This window comes from Rhizobium sp. SEMIA4064 (genome assembly GCF_003025035.1).
Lineage (GTDB): Bacteria > Pseudomonadota > Alphaproteobacteria > Rhizobiales > Rhizobiaceae > Rhizobium > Rhizobium paranaense.
Genome location: NZ_PYJN01000013.1, coordinates 331,643 through 350,833 on the forward strand (window position 1 = coordinate 331,643; position 19,191 = coordinate 350,833).

32 protein-coding genes are annotated in these 19,191 nt (G+C 59.3%); 31 read left to right on the forward strand and 1 reads right to left on the reverse strand.

The window, feature by feature from the left end:
* Positions 1 to 13 precede the first annotated feature (13 nt).
* The 26 genes from rplD to C9E91_RS08240 all read left to right on the forward strand — a co-directional run bounded on the left by rplD (position 14) and on the right by C9E91_RS08240 (position 14,162).
* Entirely contained in the window at positions 14 to 634 is a 621-nt protein-coding gene (gene rplD, locus C9E91_RS08115; RefSeq protein WP_107107810.1) for a 50S ribosomal protein L4, read from the forward strand.
* Positions 631 to 924: a 50S ribosomal protein L23 gene (locus tag C9E91_RS08120; RefSeq protein WP_028753972.1), complete on the forward strand. Its 294-nt coding sequence runs from the start codon at positions 631 to 633 to the stop codon at positions 922 to 924. The genes rplD and C9E91_RS08120 overlap by 4 nt, the downstream gene beginning before the upstream one ends.
* 11 nt (positions 925 to 935) lie before the next feature.
* Positions 936 to 1,772 (forward strand): 50S ribosomal protein L2, encoded by an 837-nt coding sequence (gene rplB / locus C9E91_RS08125; RefSeq protein ID WP_104822785.1) that lies wholly within the window; start codon positions 936 to 938, stop codon positions 1,770 to 1,772.
* Between the two features lie 15 nt (positions 1,773 to 1,787).
* Positions 1,788 to 2,066, forward strand: coding sequence for a 30S ribosomal protein S19 (gene rpsS, locus C9E91_RS08130; RefSeq protein ID WP_004118389.1), 279 nt, complete (start codon positions 1,788 to 1,790; stop codon positions 2,064 to 2,066).
* A gap of 2 nt (positions 2,067 to 2,068) precedes the next feature.
* Positions 2,069 to 2,458 (forward strand): 50S ribosomal protein L22, encoded by a 390-nt coding sequence (rplV, locus tag C9E91_RS08135; RefSeq protein WP_004118391.1) that lies wholly within the window; start codon positions 2,069 to 2,071, stop codon positions 2,456 to 2,458.
* Positions 2,458 to 3,183 carry a 30S ribosomal protein S3 gene (rpsC, locus tag C9E91_RS08140; RefSeq protein WP_104822786.1) on the forward strand — a complete coding sequence of 242 codons (726 nt, stop codon included), beginning with the start codon at positions 2,458 to 2,460 and terminating at the stop codon, positions 3,181 to 3,183. The genes rplV and rpsC overlap by 1 nt, the downstream gene beginning before the upstream one ends.
* Before the next feature lie 36 nt (positions 3,184 to 3,219).
* On the forward strand, positions 3,220 to 3,633 hold the full coding sequence (gene rplP, locus C9E91_RS08145; RefSeq protein ID WP_004118395.1) for a 50S ribosomal protein L16: 414 nt from the start codon (positions 3,220 to 3,222) through the stop codon (positions 3,631 to 3,633).
* Positions 3,634 to 3,644: 11 nt separating this feature from the next.
* Positions 3,645 to 3,845 (forward strand): 50S ribosomal protein L29, encoded by a 201-nt coding sequence (gene rpmC, locus C9E91_RS08150; protein ID WP_007690763.1) that lies wholly within the window; start codon positions 3,645 to 3,647, stop codon positions 3,843 to 3,845.
* A 12-nt stretch (positions 3,846 to 3,857) separates the two neighbouring features.
* A complete protein-coding gene (rpsQ, locus tag C9E91_RS08155) occupies positions 3,858 to 4,097 on the forward strand; it encodes a 30S ribosomal protein S17 (protein ID WP_028753969.1) in 240 nt (79 codons plus the stop codon).
* A 225-nt stretch (positions 4,098 to 4,322) separates the two neighbouring features.
* Positions 4,323 to 4,691, forward strand: a complete 369-nt coding sequence (gene rplN, locus C9E91_RS08160) for a 50S ribosomal protein L14 (RefSeq protein WP_003573790.1) — start codon at positions 4,323 to 4,325, stop codon at positions 4,689 to 4,691.
* An 11-nt stretch (positions 4,692 to 4,702) separates the two neighbouring features.
* Positions 4,703 to 5,011, forward strand: a complete 309-nt coding sequence (gene rplX / locus C9E91_RS08165) for a 50S ribosomal protein L24 (RefSeq protein ID WP_107107811.1) — start codon at positions 4,703 to 4,705, stop codon at positions 5,009 to 5,011.
* A complete protein-coding gene (gene rplE, locus C9E91_RS08170) occupies positions 5,004 to 5,561 on the forward strand; it encodes a 50S ribosomal protein L5 (protein ID WP_004118404.1) in 558 nt (185 codons plus the stop codon). Before rplX ends, rplE begins: the two co-directional genes overlap by 8 nt.
* Positions 5,562 to 5,594: 33 nt before the next feature.
* A complete protein-coding gene (rpsN, locus tag C9E91_RS08175; RefSeq protein WP_028753966.1) occupies positions 5,595 to 5,900 on the forward strand; it encodes a 30S ribosomal protein S14 in 306 nt (101 codons plus the stop codon).
* Between the two features lie 12 nt (positions 5,901 to 5,912).
* Positions 5,913 to 6,311 (forward strand): 30S ribosomal protein S8, encoded by a 399-nt coding sequence (gene rpsH, locus C9E91_RS08180; protein WP_028753965.1) that lies wholly within the window; start codon positions 5,913 to 5,915, stop codon positions 6,309 to 6,311.
* 41 nt (positions 6,312 to 6,352) lie between these two features.
* Positions 6,353 to 6,886 carry a 50S ribosomal protein L6 gene (gene rplF, locus C9E91_RS08185; RefSeq protein WP_028753964.1) on the forward strand — a complete coding sequence of 178 codons (534 nt, stop codon included), beginning with the start codon at positions 6,353 to 6,355 and terminating at the stop codon, positions 6,884 to 6,886.
* Between the two features lie 12 nt (positions 6,887 to 6,898).
* Positions 6,899 to 7,261, forward strand: a complete 363-nt coding sequence (rplR, locus tag C9E91_RS08190; protein ID WP_028753963.1) for a 50S ribosomal protein L18 — start codon at positions 6,899 to 6,901, stop codon at positions 7,259 to 7,261.
* A gap of 128 nt (positions 7,262 to 7,389) precedes the next feature.
* Positions 7,390 to 7,959: a 30S ribosomal protein S5 gene (gene rpsE, locus C9E91_RS08195; RefSeq protein WP_028753962.1), complete on the forward strand. Its 570-nt coding sequence runs from the start codon at positions 7,390 to 7,392 to the stop codon at positions 7,957 to 7,959.
* 13 nt (positions 7,960 to 7,972) lie between these two features.
* Entirely contained in the window at positions 7,973 to 8,185 is a 213-nt protein-coding gene (gene rpmD, locus C9E91_RS08200) for a 50S ribosomal protein L30 (RefSeq protein ID WP_007690786.1), read from the forward strand.
* Positions 8,186 to 8,201: 16 nt separating this feature from the next.
* Positions 8,202 to 8,672 (forward strand): 50S ribosomal protein L15, encoded by a 471-nt coding sequence (rplO, locus tag C9E91_RS08205; RefSeq protein ID WP_107107812.1) that lies wholly within the window; start codon positions 8,202 to 8,204, stop codon positions 8,670 to 8,672.
* A 224-nt stretch (positions 8,673 to 8,896) separates the two neighbouring features.
* Positions 8,897 to 10,237, forward strand: a complete 1,341-nt coding sequence (secY, locus tag C9E91_RS08210) for a preprotein translocase subunit SecY (protein ID WP_107107813.1) — start codon at positions 8,897 to 8,899, stop codon at positions 10,235 to 10,237.
* Entirely contained in the window at positions 10,234 to 10,884 is a 651-nt protein-coding gene (locus C9E91_RS08215; RefSeq protein ID WP_107107814.1) for an adenylate kinase, read from the forward strand. Before secY ends, C9E91_RS08215 begins: the two co-directional genes overlap by 4 nt.
* A gap of 218 nt (positions 10,885 to 11,102) precedes the next feature.
* On the forward strand, positions 11,103 to 11,471 hold the full coding sequence (gene rpsM / locus C9E91_RS08220) for a 30S ribosomal protein S13 (protein WP_004118424.1): 369 nt from the start codon (positions 11,103 to 11,105) through the stop codon (positions 11,469 to 11,471).
* A 133-nt stretch (positions 11,472 to 11,604) separates the two neighbouring features.
* Entirely contained in the window at positions 11,605 to 11,994 is a 390-nt protein-coding gene (rpsK, locus tag C9E91_RS08225; protein ID WP_004118426.1) for a 30S ribosomal protein S11, read from the forward strand.
* A 103-nt stretch (positions 11,995 to 12,097) separates the two neighbouring features.
* A complete protein-coding gene (locus C9E91_RS08230; protein WP_028753958.1) occupies positions 12,098 to 13,108 on the forward strand; it encodes a DNA-directed RNA polymerase subunit alpha in 1,011 nt (336 codons plus the stop codon).
* Positions 13,109 to 13,153: 45 nt separating this feature from the next.
* Positions 13,154 to 13,576 (forward strand): 50S ribosomal protein L17, encoded by a 423-nt coding sequence (rplQ, locus tag C9E91_RS08235; RefSeq protein ID WP_107107815.1) that lies wholly within the window; start codon positions 13,154 to 13,156, stop codon positions 13,574 to 13,576.
* Positions 13,577 to 13,751: 175 nt separating this feature from the next.
* Positions 13,752 to 14,162, forward strand: a complete 411-nt coding sequence (locus C9E91_RS08240) for a ribosomal maturation YjgA family protein (RefSeq protein ID WP_181316038.1) — start codon at positions 13,752 to 13,754, stop codon at positions 14,160 to 14,162.
* Positions 14,163 to 14,175: 13 nt separating this feature from the next.
* Here the strand turns inward: C9E91_RS08240 and C9E91_RS08245 are convergent, their stop codons facing one another.
* Positions 14,176 to 14,694, reverse strand: coding sequence for a DinB family protein (locus C9E91_RS08245; protein ID WP_107107817.1), 519 nt, complete (start codon positions 14,692 to 14,694; stop codon positions 14,176 to 14,178).
* 71 nt (positions 14,695 to 14,765) lie between these two features.
* On the opposite strand from C9E91_RS08245, the gene C9E91_RS08250 reads away from it, so the two are divergent.
* The 5 genes from C9E91_RS08250 (at position 14,766) to C9E91_RS08270 (ending at position 19,176) form a co-directional block, all read left to right on the forward strand.
* Positions 14,766 to 15,338, forward strand: coding sequence for a TetR/AcrR family transcriptional regulator (locus C9E91_RS08250; RefSeq protein WP_245407448.1), 573 nt, complete (start codon positions 14,766 to 14,768; stop codon positions 15,336 to 15,338).
* 203 nt (positions 15,339 to 15,541) lie between these two features.
* Positions 15,542 to 16,018 carry a MarR family winged helix-turn-helix transcriptional regulator gene (locus C9E91_RS08255; protein WP_107107818.1) on the forward strand — a complete coding sequence of 159 codons (477 nt, stop codon included), beginning with the start codon at positions 15,542 to 15,544 and terminating at the stop codon, positions 16,016 to 16,018.
* A complete protein-coding gene (locus tag C9E91_RS08260; protein WP_107107819.1) occupies positions 16,015 to 18,084 on the forward strand; it encodes an FUSC family protein in 2,070 nt (689 codons plus the stop codon). The genes C9E91_RS08255 and C9E91_RS08260 overlap by 4 nt, the downstream gene beginning before the upstream one ends.
* Positions 18,085 to 18,088: 4 nt before the next feature.
* Positions 18,089 to 18,298 carry a DUF1656 domain-containing protein gene (locus C9E91_RS08265; protein ID WP_107107820.1) on the forward strand — a complete coding sequence of 70 codons (210 nt, stop codon included), beginning with the start codon at positions 18,089 to 18,091 and terminating at the stop codon, positions 18,296 to 18,298.
* The gene (locus tag C9E91_RS08270; protein ID WP_107107821.1) at positions 18,295 to 19,176 is read left to right on the forward strand and encodes an efflux RND transporter periplasmic adaptor subunit; all 882 of its coding nucleotides are present in this window, start codon (positions 18,295 to 18,297) and stop codon (positions 19,174 to 19,176) included. The genes C9E91_RS08265 and C9E91_RS08270 overlap by 4 nt, the downstream gene beginning before the upstream one ends.
* Positions 19,177 to 19,191: the final 15 nt, after the last annotated feature.

Consider the following 19,191-nt stretch of genomic DNA (forward strand, 5'->3'; position numbering starts at 1 on the left):
GGGAGCCAAACCAATGGAATTGAACGTCAAGACCCTCGAGGGAAAAGACGCTGGGAAGGTTTCCCTTTCTGATGCGATTTTCGGCCTCGAGCCGCGTGAGGACATCCTCGCTCGCGTCGTCCGCTGGCAGCTTGCAAAGAAGCAGCAGGGCACGCATCAGGCAAAGGGCCGCGCAGATGTAGCGCGCACCGGTGCCAAGATGTACAAGCAGAAGGGTACGGGCCGCGCTCGTCACCATTCGGCTCGCGCTCCGCAGTTCCGCGGCGGTGGTAAGGCTCACGGCCCGGTCGCTCGCAGCCACGAGCACGATCTGCCGAAGAAGGTTCGCGCCCTCGGCCTGCGTCACGCTCTGTCGGCCAAGCTGAAGTCCGAAGACGTCATCGTCATCGACAGCCTGGTTGCAGCCGATGCCAAGACCAAGGCTCTGGCCAGCACTTTCGAGACGCTCGGCCTGACCAATGCGCTCTTCATCGGTGGAGCTGAGCTCGATAGCAACTTCAAGCTCGCGGCTCAGAACATCCCGAACATCGATGTTCTGCCGATCCAGGGCATCAACGTTTATGACATCCTGCGCCGCGGCAAGCTTGTGCTGTCCAAGGCTGCAGTTGAAGCTCTAGAGGAGCGATTCAAGTGACGGATCTTCGCCATTACGATGTGATCGTTTCTCCTGCGATCACCGAAAAGTCCACGCTGGTTTCGGATAACAACCAGGTTGTTTTCAACGTTGCCAAGACCGCGACGAAGCCTGAAATCAAGGCTGCCGTCGAAGCGCTGTTCGGCGTCAAGGTTACGGCCGTCAACACTCTGCTCCGCAAGGGCAAGACCAAGCGATTTAAAGGTCTCGTCGGCAAGCAGAAGGACGTGAAGAAGGCTGTTGTGACGCTCGCCGAAGGCCAGTCGATCGACGTCTCCACCGGTCTCTGAGGAATAAGAAAATGGCATTGAAAACATTCAATCCGACGACCCCGAGCCAGCGACAGCTCGTCATTGTCGACCGCTCCTCGCTCTACAAGGGCAAGCCGGTCAAGACGCTGACGGAAGGCCTGACCTCCAAGGGTGGCCGCAACAACACCGGCCGCATCACCGTGCGTTTCCAGGGTGGCGGTCACAAGCGCAGCTATCGTCTGGTCGACTTCAAGCGTCGCAAGTTCGACGTTGAGGCATCGGTCGAGCGCATCGAATACGACCCGAACCGTACCGCTTACATCGCTCTGGTGAAGTACACGGACGGCGAACTGGCCTACATCCTCGCTCCGCAGCGTCTTGCTGCCGGCGACAAGGTCGTCGCTTCGGAAAAGGCAGTGGACGTGAAGCCGGGCAACACCATGCCGCTTCAGTTCATCCCGGTCGGCTCCATCATCCACAACGTGGAGATGAAGCCGGGCAAGGGCGGTCAGATCGCTCGTTCGGCTGGCTCCTACGCTCAGCTCGTTGGTCGTGACCAGGGCATGGCGATCCTTCGCCTGAACTCCGGCGAACAGCGCCTCGTGCATGGCAATTGCCTTGCAACGATCGGTGCGGTTTCGAATCCGGATCATGCCAACATCAACGACGGTAAGGCCGGTCGTTCGCGTTGGCGTGGCAAGAAGCCGCATAACCGCGGCGTTGTCATGAACCCGGTTGACCATCCGCACGGCGGTGGTGAAGGCCGTACCTCTGGTGGTCGCCATCCGGTGACCCCATGGGGCAAGCCGACCAAGGGCAAGCGTACGCGGTCGAACAAGTCGACCGACAAGATGATCATGCGCTCGCGCCATCAGCGCAAGAAGTAAGAGAGGAAGTCTCAAGTGGCTCGTTCAGTATGGAAAGGTCCGTTTGTTGACGGCTATCTTCTCAAGAAGGCTGAGAAGGTGCGCGAAGGCGGACGTAGCGAAGTAATCAAGATGTGGAGCCGTCGCTCCACCATCATGCCGCAGTTCGTTGGTCTCACCTTTGGTGTCTACAACGGCAGCAAGCACATTCCGGTCAGCGTCAATGAAGACATGGTCGGACACAAGTTCGGCGAGTTCGCCCCGACCCGTACCTATTATGGTCACGGTGCGGACAAGAAGGCGAAGAGGAAGTAACAATGGGCAAGGCAAAAACCGAACGCCGGCTGAAGGACAATGAAGCGCAGGCAGTTGCGCGCACGCTCCGCGTCAGCCCGCAGAAGCTCAACCTGGTCGCGGCTTCGATCCGCGGCAAGAAGGTTGATCGCGCGCTCGCAGAGCTGGAATTCTCGCGCAAGCGCATCGCTGGTGCCGTGAAGAAGACGCTCGAATCCGCGATCGCCAACGCAGAAAACAACCACGATCTCGACGTTGACTCGCTGGTCGTCGCCGAAGCTTACGTCGGCAAGTCGATCGTCATGAAGCGTTTCCACGCTCGTGGCCGTGGCCGTGCGTCTCGCATCGAGCGTCCGTTCGCGCACCTGACGATCGTCGTTCGTGAAGTGGAAGCTCAAGGGGAGGCCGCATAATGGGTCAGAAAATCAATCCGATCGGTTTTCGTCTTGGCATCAACCGTACCTGGGATAGCCGCTGGTTTGCGGACAATGCCGAGTATGGTCAGCTTCTTCACGAAGACCTGAAGATGCGTAAGTTCGTCATGAACGAACTGAAGCAGGCCGGTATCTCCAAGGTGGTCATCGAGCGTCCGCACAAGAAGTGCCGCGTCACGATCCACTCGGCTCGTCCGGGCCTGATCATCGGCAAGAAAGGCGCTGACATCGACAAGCTCCGCAAGAAGCTGTCGGACATGACGAATTCCGAAACGCACCTCAACATCGTTGAAGTTCGCAAGCCGGAAATCGACGCGACGCTGGTTGCCCAGTCGATCGCTCAGCAGCTCGAGCGTCGTGTTGCTTTCCGTCGCGCCATGAAGCGCGCCGTTCAGTCCGCGATGCGTCTTGGCGCTGAAGGCATCAAGATCACCTGCGCCGGCCGTCTCGGCGGTGCGGAAATCGCTCGTACGGAATGGTACCGTGAAGGTCGCGTGCCGCTGCATACGCTGCGCGCCGACATCGACTACGGTACGGCTGAAGCAGAAACCGCTTTCGGCATCTGCGGCATCAAGGTCTGGATCTTCAAGGGCGAAATCCTTGAGCACGATCCGATGGCCTCCGAACGCCGCGCGCTCGAGGGCGACGCCCAGGGTCCGGCTAGCCGCGATCGCGATAGAGACCGCCGCCGCGAAAACGCTTGATAGCGTTCGTGGCAGATAAGTTCGGAGAATAAGAAAATGTTGCAGCCAAAGCGTACTAAGTACCGCAAGCAATTTAAGGGCCGCATCAAGGGCGTTGCCAAGGGTGGTTCTGACCTCGCATTCGGCGAATTCGGTCTGAAGTCGCAGGAGCCTAACCGCGTCAACGCTCGTGAGATCGAAGCGGCTCGCCGCGCGATCACGCGCTACATGAAGCGCGCCGGCCGTGTATGGATCCGCGTGTTCCCGGATGTTCCGGTAACCGCAAAGCCAACCGAAGTCCGTATGGGTAAAGGTAAAGGCTCTGTCGAATACTGGGCATGCAAGGTCAAGCCCGGCCGTATGATGTTCGAGATCGATGGTGTGAGCGAAGAAATCGCTCGTGAGGCTCTGCGCCTCGGCGCCGCCAAGCTCTCGGTCAAGACGCGCTTCGTGCAGCGCATTGCAGAGTAAGGAAGAAGCTCATGAAAGCCGCAGATGTTCGCGCCCTGAGCGCCGACCAACTCAAGGATGAGCTTGCCAAGCTGAAGAAGGAGCAGTTCAATCTGCGCTTTCAGAAGGCGACCGGCCAGCTTGAAAAGTCCTCGCGCATCAACGAAGTTCGCAAGGACATCGCTCGCGTGAAAACCATTGCCCGCCAGAAGGCGGCAGAAGCAAAGGCCTAAAGGAAGAATAACATGCCGAAGCGCATTCTGCAGGGCGTCGTGGTCAGCGACAAGAACGAGAAGACGGTAGTTGTCCGCGTTGAGCGTCGTTTCGCTCACCCGCTGCTCCAGAAGACCGTTCGTCGTTCCAAGAAGTACAAGGCTCACGACGAAAACAATCAGTACAAGGTCGGCGACGTCGTTTCCATCGAGGAATGCGCGCCGATCTCCAAGGACAAGACCTGGACGGTCGTTTCCGCCCAGGCCAAGTAATAGAATTTCGCTCAGGCCCTTGCGCTTGGGCGAAATATCTGTATGAAGCACGAGCTTGGAAGCAGGACGCTCGAGAACGGGCGTTCTTTTGCTTTATTGATGACCGGTGAAGGTGACCCAGGTGGTCCCGAATGCCGGAGAAATCAGACAAGACACTAGTCCATAAGCCGGGGTAGGGGGCCGTTTGGCCCAACCATTCCGGTAACAACAAGAAGGCGACCTGACATGATTCAGATGCAAACAAACCTCGACGTGGCGGATAATTCCGGCGCACGTCGTGTCATGTGCATCAAGGTGCTGGGCGGCTCGAAGCGCAAGTATGCCTCGATCGGCGACGTTATCGTCGTTTCGATCAAGGAAGCCATTCCGCGCGGCCGTGTGAAGAAGGGTGACGTGATGAAGGCGGTTGTTGTTCGTACCGCCAAGGACATCCGTCGTCCGGATGGCAGCGTCATCCGCTTCGATACCAACGCAGCAGTCCTCATCGACAACAAGAAAGAGCCGATCGGCACCCGTATCTTCGGACCGGTTCCGCGCGAACTTCGCGCCAAGAACCACATGAAGATCATCTCGCTGGCTCCAGAAGTACTGTAAGGAGCGGAGCGATGCAAAAGATCCGTAAAGGCGACAAGGTCGTCGTATTGACCGGCAAGGACAAGGGCCGTACCGGCGAAGTTATTCAAGTGCTGCCGAAGGAAGACCGCGCGGTCGTCCGTGGCGTCAACGTCGTCAAGCGCCATCAGCGCCAGACGCAGACCCAGGAAGCCGGCATCATCAGCAAGGAAGCCCCGCTTCACCTGTCCAACATTGCGATCGTCGACAAGGACGGCAAGCCGACCCGCGTCGGTTTCAAGGTTGTAGACGGCAAGAAGGTCCGTGTGGCCAAGACCTCGGGAGAAGTGATCGATGGCTGAGGCAAAGTACGAGCCGCGGCTCAAGAAGGAATACGTTGCTCGCATCCGTGCAGCCATGCAGGAGAAGTTCTCCTACGCTAACGAGATGCAGATCCCGAAGCTGGACAAGATCGTGATCAACATGGGCGTTGGCGAAGCGACGGCTGATTCGAAGAAGCCGACCGTTGCTGCTGCCGACCTGGCGGCCATCGCTGGCCAAAAGCCGGTCATCACCCGTGCACGCAACTCCATCGCTGGCTTCAAGGTCCGCGAAAACATGCCGATCGGCGCCAAAGTGACGCTGCGCGGCGCCCGCATGTATGAGTTCCTGGATCGTCTGGTCAACATCGCGCTCCCGCGCGTTCGCGACTTCCGCGGCCTGAACCCGAAAAGCTTTGACGGTCGTGGCAACTTCGCCATGGGCATCAAGGAGCACATTGTGTTCCCTGAGATCAACTACGACAAGGTTGATCAGATGTGGGGCATGGACATCATCGTTTGCACGACGGCGACGACCGACGACGAAGCTCGGGCTCTTCTGAAAGAGTTCAACTTCCCGTTCCGTCAATAACCGTAACGACGAGCGTAGAAAAGGAACCCTGATATGGCGAAGACAAGCGCAGTCGAAAAGAACAAGCGCCGCCGCAATACGGTTGCCAACCAGTCCGCGAAGCGGGCTGCCCTGAAGGCAATCATCATGAACCAGTCTCTTCCGATCGAAGACCGGTTCAAGGCCACTCTGAAGCTGGCATCGCTCCCACGCGATGGATCGAAGACCCGTATTCGCAACCGTTGCGAAGTGTCGGGCCGCCCGCGTGCCTATTACCGCAAACTGCGCATGTCGCGTATCGCGCTGCGTGAACTCGGCAATCTCGGCAAGGTGCCGGGCATCGTCAAGTCGAGCTGGTAAGGAGCAGATTAGATGACTATGACTGATCCTTTGGGCGATATGCTCACCCGTATCCGCAACGGTGCTTCGCGCCGCAAGTCGTCGGTTTCGACGCCTTCGTCCAAGCTCCGTGCGCGTGTTCTCGATGTTCTGCAGGCTGAAGGCTACATCCGTGGCTACTCCGTCGTCGATTTCGGCAACGGCAAGTCTGAGATCAACATCGAACTCAAGTACTACGAAGGCGCATCGGTGATCCGTGAGATCGGCCGTGTGTCCAAGCCGGGCCGCCGAGTTTATGTCTCGGTCAAGTCCATTCCGCAGGTCGCGAACGGTCTCGGCATCATCATCCTTTCGACTCCGAAGGGTGTGATGGCCGATCACCAGGCTCGTGAACAGAATGTTGGTGGCGAGGTTCTCTGCTCGGTCTTCTAAGATCGAACAGAGATCTCCTTCGAAACAGACAGGTTTGAAAAATGTCTCGTATCGGTAAAAAGCCCGTTCAGGTGCCTGCAGGAATCACGGCCTCGATTGATGGCCAGAAGGTGACTGCTAAGGGCCCCAAGGGCGAGCTGGTTTTCGTCGCTAACGACGAAATCGGTCTCAAGCTGGAAGATAATGCAATCGTCGTAACGCCGCTCAGCGACTCCAAGGACGCTCGTGCAAAGTGGGGCATGTCCCGCACGATGATCGAGAACATCCTGAAGGGTGTCAAGGACGGCTACGAGCGCAAGCTCGAAATCAACGGCGTCGGCTACCGTGCCGCCATGCAGGGCAAGAACCTGCAGCTCGCGCTCGGCTTCAGCCACGACGTGATCTATGAGCCGCCGCAGGGCATCACGATCGCTGTGCCGAAGCCGACGGAAATCGTCGTCACCGGCATCAACAAGCAGCAGGTCGGCCAGGTTGCCGCTGAAATCCGCGAATACCGCGGTCCTGAGCCCTACAAGGGCAAGGGCGTTAAGTATGCCGGCGAGCGGATCGTCCGCAAAGAAGGCAAGAAGAAGTAAGGATCACGCGAAATGGCTAGCAGGAAAGAAGCACTTGCACGTCGTGCCAACCGCGTGCGTCGTCAACTCAAGTCGGTGGCCAATGGCCGTCCGCGCCTGTCGGTTCATCGCTCGTCGAAGAACATCTACGCCCAGGTCATCGATGATGTGGCCGGCAAGACGCTCGCGTCTGCCTCCACCCTCGACAAGGATCTGCGCGGTTCTCTGAAGACCGGTGCCGACACCGCAGCCGCTGCCCTCGTTGGCAAGCTCGTTGCTGAGCGCGCCTCCAAGGCCGGCGTCAAGGAAGTCGTGTTCGACCGCGGCGCCTTCATCTACCACGGCCGCATCAAGGCTCTGGCCGATGCAGCCCGCGAAGGCGGCCTGACCTTCTGATCAAGTTTCCGGCCGGTGGCTTTAGAGCGCCGGCCGGATATCACCGGACCGCTGATCTCCTTTGGGAGGTCGATGCGGTCTTCGTTTTGTTTGCCGATTGCACCCGGAAAAGAAAAAGGAAGAGGACAATGGCACAGGAAAAGAGGGCTCCGCGGGAAGACCGCCAGAGCCGTGAAGAGCGCGATAGCGAATTCGTCGACAAGCTGGTCGCGATCAATCGCGTCGCCAAGGTTGTTAAGGGTGGCCGCCGTTTCGGTTTCGCCGCTCTCGTCGTCGTCGGTGACCAGAAGGGCCGCGTAGGCTTCGGTCACGGCAAGGCACGCGAAGTGCCGGAAGCGATCCGTAAGGCCACTGAAAGCGCCAAGCGCGACATGATCTTCGTACCGCTGCGTGACGGCCGTACCCTGCATCACGACGTCCATGGCCGCCATGGCGCCGGTAAGGTTCTGCTGCGCTCGGCCAAGGTCGGTACCGGTATCATCGCCGGCGGCCCGATGCGCGCCGTTTTCGAAACGCTCGGCGTTCATGACGTCGTTGCCAAGTCGACCGGTTCGTCGAACCCGTACAACATGGTTCGCGCCACGTTCGACGCCCTGAAGCACCAGGTTCACCCGAAGGACATCGCAGCTCAGCGCGGCATCAAGTATGCCACCCTGCAGGCTCGCCGTACCTCCTCGGGCAACGCCTCCGAAGAATAAGGGAGTTTGACCTATGGCCAAGACGACCAAGAAGGCTGAAGCCAAGGCGACCGTTACGGTCGAGCAGATTGGCAGCCCGATCCGCCGTCCGGATGTTCAGCAGAAGACGCTGATCGGTCTCGGACTGAACAAGATGCACCGTCGCCGCACGCTGGAAGATACTCCGGCCGTTCGTGGCATGATCCGTGCTGTCCAGCATCTCGTTCGCGTTGTCGACGAGAAGTGAGCCGGAGGTATTCGCTATGAAACTGAATGAGATCAAGGATAACGAAGGCTCGACCCATAGCCGCAAGCGCCTCGGCCGCGGCATCGGCTCCGGCTCCGGCAAGACCGGCGGCCGTGGTGTGAAGGGTCAGAAGTCCCGTTCGGGCGTTGCCATCAACGGCTTCGAAGGCGGTCAGATGCCCATCTACCGTCGTCTGCCGAAGCGCGGCTTCACCAACATCTTCGCTGCCGATTATGTTGTCGTGTCGCTCGCTCGCATCCAGGCTGCCGTCGATGCCGGCAAGCTCGATGCCAAGGCAACCGTCGATGCTGCAGCTCTGAAGGCTGCAGGCGTGATTCGCCGCGTCAAGGACGGCGTTCGCGTTCTCTCGGACGGCGAACTGAAGGCGAAGCTTTCGCTGGAAGTTGCTGGTGCCTCCAAGTCGGCGGTCGAAAAGATCGAAAAGGCTGGCGGTTCCGTCAAGCTGCTCGCTTCTGTCGCAGAATAATCTTATCAATAAATCGCCCGGGGTGCTTCACACCGGGCGATTTTGCTCCCATATGTGAGCCTCACGAACCTGGACGATGCAGCAGTGTCTTTTCAGGAAATAACGGGAACCAAGGGTGAGGCATCCGATTGCAGTGCAATCCGTCCAAAGCCCGGCTTTTGAACAATTAAAGACTGATTCCGGACCCGGCCGATTATGCCGGAATTGGTAATGCGGAGATTTGCATGGCTTCTGCAGCGGAACAATTGGCATCCAATCTCAATTTTTCGACCTTTGCCAAAGCCGAGGATCTCAAGAAGCGACTGTGGTTCACGCTCGGCGCTCTCCTCGTCTACCGTCTGGGTACCCACATCCCGATTCCGGGCCTCAATCCGGGTGCCTATGCCCAAGCCTTTCACAATCAGTCCGGCGGCATCCTCGGCCTTTTCAACATGTTTTCCGGCGGCGCCGTGCAGCGCATGGCGATCTTCGCCCTCGGAATCATGCCCTATATTTCCGCTTCGATCATCGTGCAGCTCATGACCTCGGTCGTGCCGGCGCTCGAAAACCTGAAGAAGGAAGGCGAGCAGGGCCGCAAGATCATCAACCAGTACACCCGCTACGGCACGGTGCTGCTCGGCGCCTTGCAGGCCTACGGCATTGCGATCGGCCTAGAGCACGGGAATGGCGTGGTCCTCGACCCAGGCTGGTTCTTCCGCCTTTCGACGGTCGTTACGCTGCTCGGCGGCACGATGTTCCTGATGTGGCTTGGTGAACAGGTTACGTCGCGCGGCATCGGCAACGGTATTTCGCTGATCATCTTCGCAGGTATTGCAGCCGGTCTCCCGACCGCAGTTGGCGGTACGCTGGAACTTGGCCGCACGGGCGCTTTGTCGACCGGCCTCATTCTGGCCGTACTGGTCGTGGCTGTCCTGGTCATCGGGCTTATCGTCTTCGTGGAGCGCGCTCAGCGCCGCCTGTTGATCCAGTATCCGAAGCGCCAGGTTGGCACGCGGATGTTCCAGGGCGACACCTCGCACCTGCCGCTGAAGCTCAACACCTCTGGTGTTATTCCGGCCATCTTCGCATCGTCGCTGCTGCTGCTGCCGGCGACAGTCGCCGGCCTTGGCAACAACACCGCCCTGCCGACATGGGTCACCTCGATCATCGCGGCCCTTGGTCATGGCCAGCCGATCTACATGGTGCTCTACGCCGCCTTGATCGCCTTCTTCGCCTTCTTCTACACCGCGCTGGTCTTCAATCCGAAGGATACGGCCGACAATCTGAAGAAGCATGGCGGCTTCATTCCGGGCATCCGTCCGGGTGAGCGCACTGCCGAATATATCGATTATGTGCTGACCCGAATCACGGTGATTGGCGCGATCTATCTCGTCTTCGTCTGCATTCTCCCCGAAATTCTTGTGTCCCAGACCGGTATTCCGTTGTCCCTGGGTGGCACTTCGCTTCTGATCGTGGTTAGCGTAACGCTGGATACGGTGGCGCAGATTCAGGGTCACCTGATTGCACAGCAATATGAAGGCCTGATCAAGAAATCGAAGTTGCGTGGAGGAAAGAGGGGGCGATGAGATTGATACTTTTGGGGCCGCCGGGAGCAGGTAAGGGGACCCAGGCCCAGCGTATCGTGGAAAAGTACGGTATTCCCCAGCTTTCCACGGGCGATATGCTGAGAGCTGCGGTGGCGGCCGGGACTGAAGTAGGCAAGCGCGCAAAGGCAGTCATGGACTCCGGCAAGCTTGTTTCAGACGAAATCGTCAACGCCATCGTATCGGAGCGAATCGATCAACCGGATTGCGCCAGGGGTTTCATTCTTGACGGCTATCCGCGCACGCTCGTTCAGGCCGATGCGACCGAGGAGATGTTGAAGGCGAAGGGTATCAACCTTTCCGTCGTCATCGAGATCAAGGTCGATGATGCCGTGCTCGCCGATCGTATTTCGGGCCGTTATACCTGCGCCAACTGCGGCGCCGGCTATCACGACGAAAACCTGAAGCCGAAGGTGGAGGGGGTGTGTGACCGTTGCGGTTCCACGCATTTCAAGCGCCGCGCCGACGATAACAGAGAGACGGTCGTCGAGCGCCTGCAGGTCTACTACAAGGAAACGTCACCGCTCATCGGCTACTACTACGCCAAGGGCAAGCTGCAGTCGGTAGACGGCATGGCCGATATCGAGCATGTGACGGCCAATATCGAGGCCATCCTGTCCAAGCTCTAGGTGGTCTAAAATAAACTTGCCGGAGCGGTTGCTTTTTTGCGCTGATTCCGCTAAACACCGCGCCAACTCGCGACATGCCATGCGATCGGCGCGGATTTCCGTAGGGAAGTCCGGGTACGGTCGTTTTGACGTGTTGCGGACCCAAGTTTGAACAAGCAGCTCCAGGGCTGCATAACAAAGACCTTCGCTCAGGCGGGGGGAATGCAAGGAGAACAGGCGTGGCTCGTATCGCTGGCGTCAACATCCCGACTGCAAAGCGCGTAGTAATTGCGCTTCGTTACATTCACGGGATCGGACCGAAGTTTGCACAGGAAATCTGCGAGAAGGTCGGTATTCCGGCCGAGCGTCGCGTCAATCAGTTGACGGATGCTGAAGTTCTGCAGATCCGCGAAACCATCGACCGTGACTATCAGGTCGAAGGTGACCTTCGTCGCGAAACCGCGATGAACATCAAGCGTCTGATGGACCTCGGCAGCTACCGCGGCCTGCGTCATCGTCGCGGCCTACCGGTTCGCGGTCAGCGCACCCATACCAATGCTCGCACCCGCAAGGGTCCGGCAAAGGCTATTGCTGGTAAGAAGAAGTAATTTCCGGGAAGCCGGATGTGGGAGGCTGGCGGTCTGCGCCGGCCTCTTTTGAGTTTGGAGCGAGGCCGCATAGGCGTCGCTCCGGTGTAGCCGCTGGCATTACGGCGGTGAAGAGATCCAAGAAAGGACTACCATGGCCAAGGAAGCCGTCCGCGTTCGCCGTCGCGAGCGCAAGAATATCACTTCGGGCGTTGCGCACGTCAATTCGACCTTCAACAACACGATGATCACCATCACCGACGCACAGGGCAACGCTATTGCCTGGTCGTCCGCTGGTGCCAAGGGCTTCAAGGGTTCGCGCAAGTCGACCCCGTTCGCTGCTCAGATCGCTGCTGAAGACTGCGCCAAGAAGGCCCAGGAACATGGCATGAAGTCGCTGGAAGTTGAAGTTTGCGGTCCGGGCTCCGGCCGTGAATCTGCTCTGCGCGCGCTCCAGGCTGCCGGTTTCATGATCACGTCCATCCGCGACGTGACCCCGATCCCGCACAATGGTTGCCGCCCGCGCAAGAAGCGCCGCGTCTGATCATCGCCACTCACGACACCAGCCGGCGCGTTTGTGTCCGGCTCGGTGCTTCTCAAGCTCGGTTGCCACGATTGGATGGTGGCAACGAACGGAAGGCAAGAACATGATTCAGAAAAACTGGCAGGAACTGATCAAGCCGAACAAGGTCGAGTTCTCCTCGAGCGGCCGCACCAAGGCAACGCTCGTGGCCGAACCGCTGGAGCGTGGCTTCGGTCTCACCCTCGGCAACGCGCTGCGTCGCGTTCTGCTGTCCTCTCTGCGCGGCGCCGCTGTGACGGCCGTGCAGATCGACGGCGTGCTGCATGAGTTCTCCTCTATCCCGGGTGTGCGGGAAGACGTGACGGACATCGTGCTGAACATCAAGGAAATCGCCATCAAGATGGACGGCGATGACAGCAAGCGCATGGTCGTGCGTAAGCAGGGCCCAGGCGTAGTAACGGCTGGCGACATCCAGACGGTCGGCGATATCGAAATCCTCAACCCCGAGCATGTCATCTGCACGCTCGACGAGGGCGCCGAAATCCGCATGGAATTCACCGTCAACAACGGCAAGGGCTATGTCCCGGCCGAGCGCAATCGTGCGGAAGATGCTCCGATCGGCCTTATCCCGGTCGACAGCCTCTATTCGCCGGTCAAGAAGGTGTCCTACAAGGTTGAAAACACCCGCGAAGGACAGGTTCTCGACTACGACAAGCTGAGCATGTCGATCGAAACCGATGGCTCGATCACCGGCGAAGATGCCGTCGCTTTCGCGGCTCGCATCCTCCAGGATCAGCTTGGCGTCTTCGTCAACTTCGACGAGCCGCAGAAGGAAGCCGAAGAAGAAGCAGTTACCGAACTTGCTTTCAACCCGGCGCTCCTCAAGAAGGTGGACGAACTGGAACTGTCTGTTCGCTCGGCAAACTGCCTGAAGAACGACAACATCGTCTATATCGGCGACCTCATTCAGAAGACCGAAGCAGAAATGCTCCGCACGCCGAATTTTGGTCGCAAGTCGCTGAACGAAATCAAGGAAGTTCTCGCTTCCATGGGCCTGCACCTCGGCATGGAAGTGCCGGCATGGCCGCCCGAGAACATCGAAGATCTCGCCAAGCGTTACGAAGACCAATACTAACCAATCAAACTGCGGGCGAATGTCTGCAAGTGAAGGAGAATAGCCATGCGCCACGGTAAAGCCGGCCGCAAGCTGAATAGAACCGCTAGCCACCGCAAGGCGATGTTCGCCAACATGGCGGCTTCGCTCATCACCCATGAGCAGATCGTCACCACGCTCCCGAAGGCGAAGGAAATTCGTCCGATCGTCGAGAAGCTGGTCACCCTCGGCAAGCGCGGCGACCTGCACGCTCGTCGTCAGGCCATCTCGCAGATCCGCGACGCAGCCGTCGTTTCGAAGCTGTTCGACACGATCGCTTCGCGCTACGCCACCCGCAACGGCGGCTACCTGCGCATCATGAAGGCCGGCTTCCGCCAGGGCGACAATGCCGCTCTCGCTGTTGTTGAGTTCGTCGATCGCGACACCCTCGCCAAGGGCGCAGCCGACAAGGCTCGCGTTGCTGCCGAAGAAGAAGCCGCAGCCGCTTAATCGGCTCGCTTCGAATACAAGATTAAGAGGCCGGATGATCGATCATCCGGCCTCTTTGCGTTTACGATCCGCCGGGGCGGACTTTCATCCGACTGATCGCTATGGAATAGCGACGCTGCATTGCTGAGTCGCACACTGGCCTACGCGCATTTACCTGTGAGGAGCGCCGCTGGACATGCAGCGAAAAATGACACGCAGAAGAGTGTTCCTATTCTCGGCGCTGCTGCTGACCATAGTCGGCGGTCTGGCGCTGCGCCGATATGGCTATGCGATGCATCTGCCCTTTGTGGCCGTCAAATATGGCGGCTCACTATTGTGGGGAGCGATGGTCTATTGGCTCCTCGCGACGATCTTCGTTTCGACAAGGCGTTTCAGGGTCGCTTCGGCGGCGGCGATTGTCGCTGTGTTCGTCGAACTTTTCAGGCTTTGGCATACGCCGGCGCTGGATGCATTTCGATTGACCACCGCCGGGGCTCTGTTGCTGGGCCGGGTGTTTTCCCCTTGGAATATCTTGGCCTACGCCACCGGTATCGCGATGGCGCTGGTCCTTGATCGTGCGCTGTCGGGGCCCAAACCTTCTGTCTGAATGCCGGCACGCCTCATTCGGCGGCGGCAGTCAGCCGGCGCGAGGGTTCGCTGCGGTGAAGATGAACCGCAAGCGTGTCCCAGGGCGGCGTGATGGAGAGTTGTGTCAGGAGGCGGCCAATCTCGCCCCTGTGATAGCCTCCATGCGTGACGACGTGGAGGAGCATTTCCTGGCGCGTCATGCAGCCTCTGTCTCCGTCCGTGAAGACAAATGGCAAAGCTTCGGATAGAAGCTCGGGGCTGATGGTTTCGAGGTATTTCAGGTACCATTGATCCGAGGCGGTCAGCGCCGCATGAAGATCCAGAAGGGAAGGCGTCTCGGGTGTGTTGTCGTCTGCGTAGCCATGCTCCTGCCCGGTCAGATGCGCCGCAAATATCCGGGCGACGACCAGCGAATGATTCATCAGGCGTATCGAGAGATGGCGCTCCTTGCCATGCTGTGTCGGATCGAGGTGGCCGATGCTGTCGAGCAGTTCCTTATTCGCCCAGGCCTGATAGTTGAAAAGAGTCTGCAGCAATGACAATTCGCTCATGATGATATTGCCCTTTCGGCGGCCGGAAAAATGCGAGTAGAGTGTTCACATTTTTACGAAGCGGGGAGCGCATGTCTACTCGCATTAAAAAGCCGCGGTCGCCGATGCGGAAAGAGCCGAGCCAGGCGCGTTCGCGGGCAACGGTGGACGCGATCATCGAGGCCGGTGCTCGCATTTTGGGCGACCACGGATGGGCCTGCTTCACGACGAATACCGTCGCGGCCGTAGCTGGCATAAGTATCGGTTCGCTCTATCAGTATTTTCCAGACAAGCTCTCTCTGGTCGAAGCCATAAGACGCCGCCATTTCGACGAAGTCCTAACCGTCCTGCGTCAGGCGACTGCATCCGACTTGCCGCTGCAACGGAGTGTCGAGGCCCTTGTACAAGGGATGATCGATGCTCACAGTGTGAACCCGGAGCTTCACAGGGTGCTTCTGGACGAGGTGCCTGGGCTTGAAGGTTCGAGATCTGCCATGATGCGTTTTTGGCAGACTATCAAAATCATTACAGGCGTTTTGTGGCTGCGAATCGGAGCGGCAACGCTGGTCCTTCGAACGACATTCTCGCTCAACTCATCTCCGGCGTGGTGGAAGGCGTCATCCATAACGGGGCTCGAAAGGGCACCCTGGATTCGCCAGAGCTGAAGCAGGAACTGGTGAGAATGATCTGCTCCTATCTTGGCAGCGTCGATAGACAAGAGATGATGTGAGCAGCGAGCTCGGCTTTGCGGCCTCAGTCGGCTTGTCGCGCCTCCCACCCCCGAGCGCATAGCTGCATTTCACATTTTCGATAGAGCTTAGGGCTAAAATAATTTGAATACTAACTAATTTAATGCTAATAGATTGCTATGAAATCTTTTGGCGCCCTGCAACGCATATTCACTGCCAATCTCCTTTCGACCGGCCGCCAATGGCGCCGGGCCGTCGATCTTGCGCTTAGCTCCCATGGCATCTTGGAGGCTGCCGCCGCGCCGCTCATATGGATCGGCCGTCTTGGCGGCGGTGTGCGGCAGGTGGCCCTTGCCAATTATGTCGGCATCGAAGGGCCGTCGCTGGTGAGGTTGCTCGACCAGCTTGAAGCTCTGGGGCTTGTCCTGCGCAAGGACGATCCGACGGATCGCCGGGCAAAGGGCCTATGGCTGACGGCCAAGGGCGAGATGCTCGCCGCCCGCATGGAAGAGACGCTTGACGAATTGCGCGGCAGGATCCTTGCCAATGTCGACAAGGCCGATCTCGAAGCCGCGATCCGTGTGTTGCAGGCCTTCGATGATTTCGAGGAGCCGAAGCCTTCCGAATCCAATCCGCAGCGCGAAGCCGTGTCATGAACCTTCCGTCCTGGCGCGACTGGCTGTTTTCGGCCAAGGCCTTTCTCGCATCCATGCTTGCGCTGTTCATCGCGCTGTCGCTGGATCTCCCGCGGCCCTATTGGGCCATGGCGGCCGTTTATGTCGTAGCCAATCCGCTCGCAGGGGCAACGAGTTCGAAAGCGCTTTATCGCGCGCTCGGAACTCTCCTGGGAGCCTCCGCCGCGGTCTTCTTCGTTCCGCTCTTCGTCGATGCTCCCGAACTTCTTTCCATTGTCGTCGCGCTATGGACTGGGACGCTGCTGTTCATTTCGATGCTCGACCGGACGTCGCGCAGCTACGTTTTCATGCTCGCTGGCTATTCGCTGCCATTGATCGCCTTGCCGACCGTCGGCTCGCCTCAAACGATCTTCGACGTCGCACTCGCCCGCTCGGAAGAGATCATCATCGGCATCGTTTGCGCCAGCATTGTCAGCGCCACCGTTTTTCCGACCAGCGTCAGCACCGTTCTCGGTCAACGCATCACGACATGGCTCGATGACGCCGGCAGTTGGGCGGATGAAATTCTGCGCGGGGAGGGCGCGTCACCCGCGACACCGCTGAAACGGCAGAAACTCGCGGCCGATGTCACGGGGCTTGATCTCATCATCAGCCAGCTCGGCTATGATGCCGGCAGCCGGGACATCGTCCGTCATTCGCGTGAACTGCGCGGCCGCCTGTTGATGCTGCTGCCGCTCTTCTCTTCCCTTGCCGATCGTCTACACGCCTTGAAGGCAGGGGAGAACCCCTTGCCTCAGAGCCTCGTCGCGGTCTTGAACGACGTGGCGGATTGGTTGGGGCAAGGCGGCGGCAGCAAGGCCGGCGATACCGTCGACATTCTGTCGCGAAAGATTGAGGACTTGCAGCAAAGCGATCCCGATTTCGGCTGGAATGATCTCGTTCTGTCGAGTGCTCTCGCGCGGCTGAAGGAAATCGTCGATCTCTGGCAGGATTGCCTGACGCTGCGCGATCAGATCATCGCCGGCGGTAAGGGCGGCGTGTGGCGGCCGACTTTCCGGCACCGCAACGTCGTCGGACCTAACCGGCATTATGACTATGCGCTGCTCGCCTTTTCCGCCGGCTCCGTAGTCGTCGGAACGGCGATCGCTTGCTTCTTCTGGATTTTCACCGGTTGGCAGAATGGCGCCGGCTTCGTCACCATGGCGGCGGTCGCCTGTTCCTTCTTTGCCGCGCTCGATCGCCCCGCACCCTTCATCACATCCATGTTCATCTGGTGCGCCGTCAGCCTGGTCATTGCCTTCACCTACATCTTCGCCATCCTGCCCGCCATCAACAGCTATGAGATGCTGGTCGTCGCCTTCGCGCCTCCGTTCCTGTTGCTCGGCCTGCTCATTCCGAGGCCGCAGTCCAATATGCTGGCCATGCTGCTGACGGTGAACAGCGCCTCTTTCATCGCATTGCAGGACCGCTATACGTCGGATTTCACCACCTTCACCAACGAAGCCATCGCCGCCTTGGCGGGCATCGGTTTCGCGCTCCTCTGGACGCTGATTGCTCGCCCCTTCGGTGCCGAAATTGCAGCCCGGCGACTGGTGCATGCCGGCTGGGCGGATCTGGCGGAGACGGCCGCCGGCGCCCGCAGTGCCGACTACGAGCGACTGTCTGGCCGTATTCTCGATCGTTTGGGCCAGCTCGTGCCGCGTCTTGCCGCGGTCGAGGATCGCGAGCTCAAGAAGGTTGACGGGTTTGCAGAGGTTCGCCTCGGCTTCAATGTGCTGATGCTGCAGAAGGAGCGGGCGCGTCTCGGCGCGTCGAGCGCATCCTCTATCGGGGCCGTTCTATCCGGCATTTCGCATTTCTACCGTACAAGGCTGAAGGCCGGCCAGGCGCTCGACGCTCCCGACGATCTTCGTCAGTCGATCGACGAAAGCCTGCGAGTGATCGCCGAGGAGAATGCCGGCAGCGGCCGCGACAGCCTCGATGCTTTGGTTGGCCTGCGCCGCGCACTTTATCCCCAGGCGCCGCCTCCAGAAAGCTGGCGATCAAAGCAATCCGTCTTCTTACCTCTTTCCCTTGCCGCAGAATAAAGCCATGCCCGCAGAATTCGATCTTTACGGCGTCTATGTGCCGCGCCTCCTCGTTCTGATGCTTCTGAGCCTCGGGCTGAGCATCGTCTTCCGCCGTGTCCTGGCCCGGCTCGGTGCCTACTCCCTCGTCTGGCACCGCGGGCTCTTCGACCTTGCCCTCTATGTGCTGTTTCTTGGGGCCGTTTCCTCTTTCACCCGTTGGTACTTCATATGAACGCGTTCAAACTTATCGGCCGGATCGCCGTCACCCTCGTCTTCGTCGCCGCAGCCGTTTTTGTCGGCCGTCAGCTTTGGGGCCACTATATGGACGAGCCGTGGACGCGAGACGCGCGGCTGCGCGCCGATGTCGTCGGCATTGCGCCCGATGTTTCCGGCCTGGTGAGTGAAGTCCTGGTAAAGGACAATCAGATCGTCAAGAAAGGCGATGTCCTCTTCCGTGTCGATCGCGACCGCTTCAGCATTGCGCTGGCTCAAGCCGACGCCGCGCTCGAAGGGGCCAAAGCGACACTCGATCAGGCGCAGCGCGAAAGCGCGCGACAGCAGCGCCTCGGCGATGCCGCCTCGGTCCAGCAGAAGGAGCAGGCGCAAACCGCGGAAGAACAGGCTCAGGCCGCTCTTGGCCAGGCCACGGCCAATCGCGCTCTCGCCCAGCTCAACCTCGACCGCTCCGAGGTCAAGGCGACGGTGAACGGCAGCGTTTCCAATCTTAGTCTCCGTCCGGGCGATTACGTCACCGCGGGCAAGGCGAAGGTTGCGCTGATCGACGCCGACTCCCTACGCGTGGAAGGCTATTTCGAGGAAACCAAGCTGCCGCGTATCCAGATCGGCGATGAGGTATCGATCCATCTGATGGGCCAGACGGAGAAGCTGACGGGCCATGTGGAGAGCATCGCCACCGGCATAGAGGACCGCGAGCGCACCTCGGGCAGCTTGCTCGCCAATATCACGCCAACCTTCAGTTGGGTTCGTCTGGCGCAGCGTGTTCCCGTGCGTATTGCTCTCGACAAGGTGCCTGACGACACCAAGCTGATCGCCGGCCTGACCGCGACCGTGGAGGTTTCGCAGCAGCAAAGCAAAGTCGCTCTCCAATGACGAACTGAAGCCCGA

What these genes read in the sequence shown, in the direction of transcription:
- C9E91_RS08265 (WP_107107820.1), top strand. Translation starts at nt 18,089, where the DNA reads ATGCCCGCAGAATTCGATCTTTACGGCGTCTATGTGCCGCGCCTCCTC.
- rpmC (WP_007690763.1), top strand. Translation starts at nt 3,645, where the DNA reads ATGAAAGCCGCAGATGTTCGCGCCCTGAGCGCCGACCAACTCAAGGAT.
- rplP (WP_004118395.1), top strand. Translation starts at nt 3,220, where the DNA reads ATGTTGCAGCCAAAGCGTACTAAGTACCGCAAGCAATTTAAGGGCCGC.
- rplO (WP_107107812.1), top strand. Translation starts at nt 8,202, where the DNA reads ATGAAACTGAATGAGATCAAGGATAACGAAGGCTCGACCCATAGCCGC.
- rpsQ (WP_028753969.1), top strand. Translation starts at nt 3,858, where the DNA reads ATGCCGAAGCGCATTCTGCAGGGCGTCGTGGTCAGCGACAAGAACGAG.
- C9E91_RS08245 (WP_107107817.1), bottom strand. Translation starts at nt 14,694, where the DNA reads ATGAGCGAATTGTCATTGCTGCAGACTCTTTTCAACTATCAGGCCTGG.
- C9E91_RS08240 (WP_181316038.1), top strand. Translation starts at nt 13,752, where the DNA reads ATGCAGCGAAAAATGACACGCAGAAGAGTGTTCCTATTCTCGGCGCTG.
- rplQ (WP_107107815.1), top strand. Translation starts at nt 13,154, where the DNA reads ATGCGCCACGGTAAAGCCGGCCGCAAGCTGAATAGAACCGCTAGCCAC.
- C9E91_RS08215 (WP_107107814.1), top strand. Translation starts at nt 10,234, where the DNA reads ATGAGATTGATACTTTTGGGGCCGCCGGGAGCAGGTAAGGGGACCCAG.
- rplV (WP_004118391.1), top strand. Translation starts at nt 2,069, where the DNA reads ATGGGCAAGGCAAAAACCGAACGCCGGCTGAAGGACAATGAAGCGCAG.
- rplR (WP_028753963.1), top strand. Translation starts at nt 6,899, where the DNA reads ATGGCTAGCAGGAAAGAAGCACTTGCACGTCGTGCCAACCGCGTGCGT.
- rpsN (WP_028753966.1), top strand. Translation starts at nt 5,595, where the DNA reads ATGGCGAAGACAAGCGCAGTCGAAAAGAACAAGCGCCGCCGCAATACG.
- C9E91_RS08255 (WP_107107818.1), top strand. Translation starts at nt 15,542, where the DNA reads ATGAAATCTTTTGGCGCCCTGCAACGCATATTCACTGCCAATCTCCTT.
- rpsH (WP_028753965.1), top strand. Translation starts at nt 5,913, where the DNA reads ATGACTATGACTGATCCTTTGGGCGATATGCTCACCCGTATCCGCAAC.
- C9E91_RS08230 (WP_028753958.1), top strand. Translation starts at nt 12,098, where the DNA reads ATGATTCAGAAAAACTGGCAGGAACTGATCAAGCCGAACAAGGTCGAG.
- rplF (WP_028753964.1), top strand. Translation starts at nt 6,353, where the DNA reads ATGTCTCGTATCGGTAAAAAGCCCGTTCAGGTGCCTGCAGGAATCACG.
- C9E91_RS08250 (WP_245407448.1), top strand. Translation starts at nt 14,766, where the DNA reads ATGTCTACTCGCATTAAAAAGCCGCGGTCGCCGATGCGGAAAGAGCCG.
- rpsC (WP_104822786.1), top strand. Translation starts at nt 2,458, where the DNA reads ATGGGTCAGAAAATCAATCCGATCGGTTTTCGTCTTGGCATCAACCGT.
- rplX (WP_107107811.1), top strand. Translation starts at nt 4,703, where the DNA reads ATGCAAAAGATCCGTAAAGGCGACAAGGTCGTCGTATTGACCGGCAAG.
- secY (WP_107107813.1), top strand. Translation starts at nt 8,897, where the DNA reads ATGGCTTCTGCAGCGGAACAATTGGCATCCAATCTCAATTTTTCGACC.
- rplD (WP_107107810.1), top strand. Translation starts at nt 14, where the DNA reads ATGGAATTGAACGTCAAGACCCTCGAGGGAAAAGACGCTGGGAAGGTT.
- C9E91_RS08260 (WP_107107819.1), top strand. Translation starts at nt 16,015, where the DNA reads ATGAACCTTCCGTCCTGGCGCGACTGGCTGTTTTCGGCCAAGGCCTTT.
- C9E91_RS08270 (WP_107107821.1), top strand. Translation starts at nt 18,295, where the DNA reads ATGAACGCGTTCAAACTTATCGGCCGGATCGCCGTCACCCTCGTCTTC.
- rplN (WP_003573790.1), top strand. Translation starts at nt 4,323, where the DNA reads ATGATTCAGATGCAAACAAACCTCGACGTGGCGGATAATTCCGGCGCA.
- rpsE (WP_028753962.1), top strand. Translation starts at nt 7,390, where the DNA reads ATGGCACAGGAAAAGAGGGCTCCGCGGGAAGACCGCCAGAGCCGTGAA.
- rpsK (WP_004118426.1), top strand. Translation starts at nt 11,605, where the DNA reads ATGGCCAAGGAAGCCGTCCGCGTTCGCCGTCGCGAGCGCAAGAATATC.
- rpmD (WP_007690786.1), top strand. Translation starts at nt 7,973, where the DNA reads ATGGCCAAGACGACCAAGAAGGCTGAAGCCAAGGCGACCGTTACGGTC.
- rplE (WP_004118404.1), top strand. Translation starts at nt 5,004, where the DNA reads ATGGCTGAGGCAAAGTACGAGCCGCGGCTCAAGAAGGAATACGTTGCT.
- rplB (WP_104822785.1), top strand. Translation starts at nt 936, where the DNA reads ATGGCATTGAAAACATTCAATCCGACGACCCCGAGCCAGCGACAGCTC.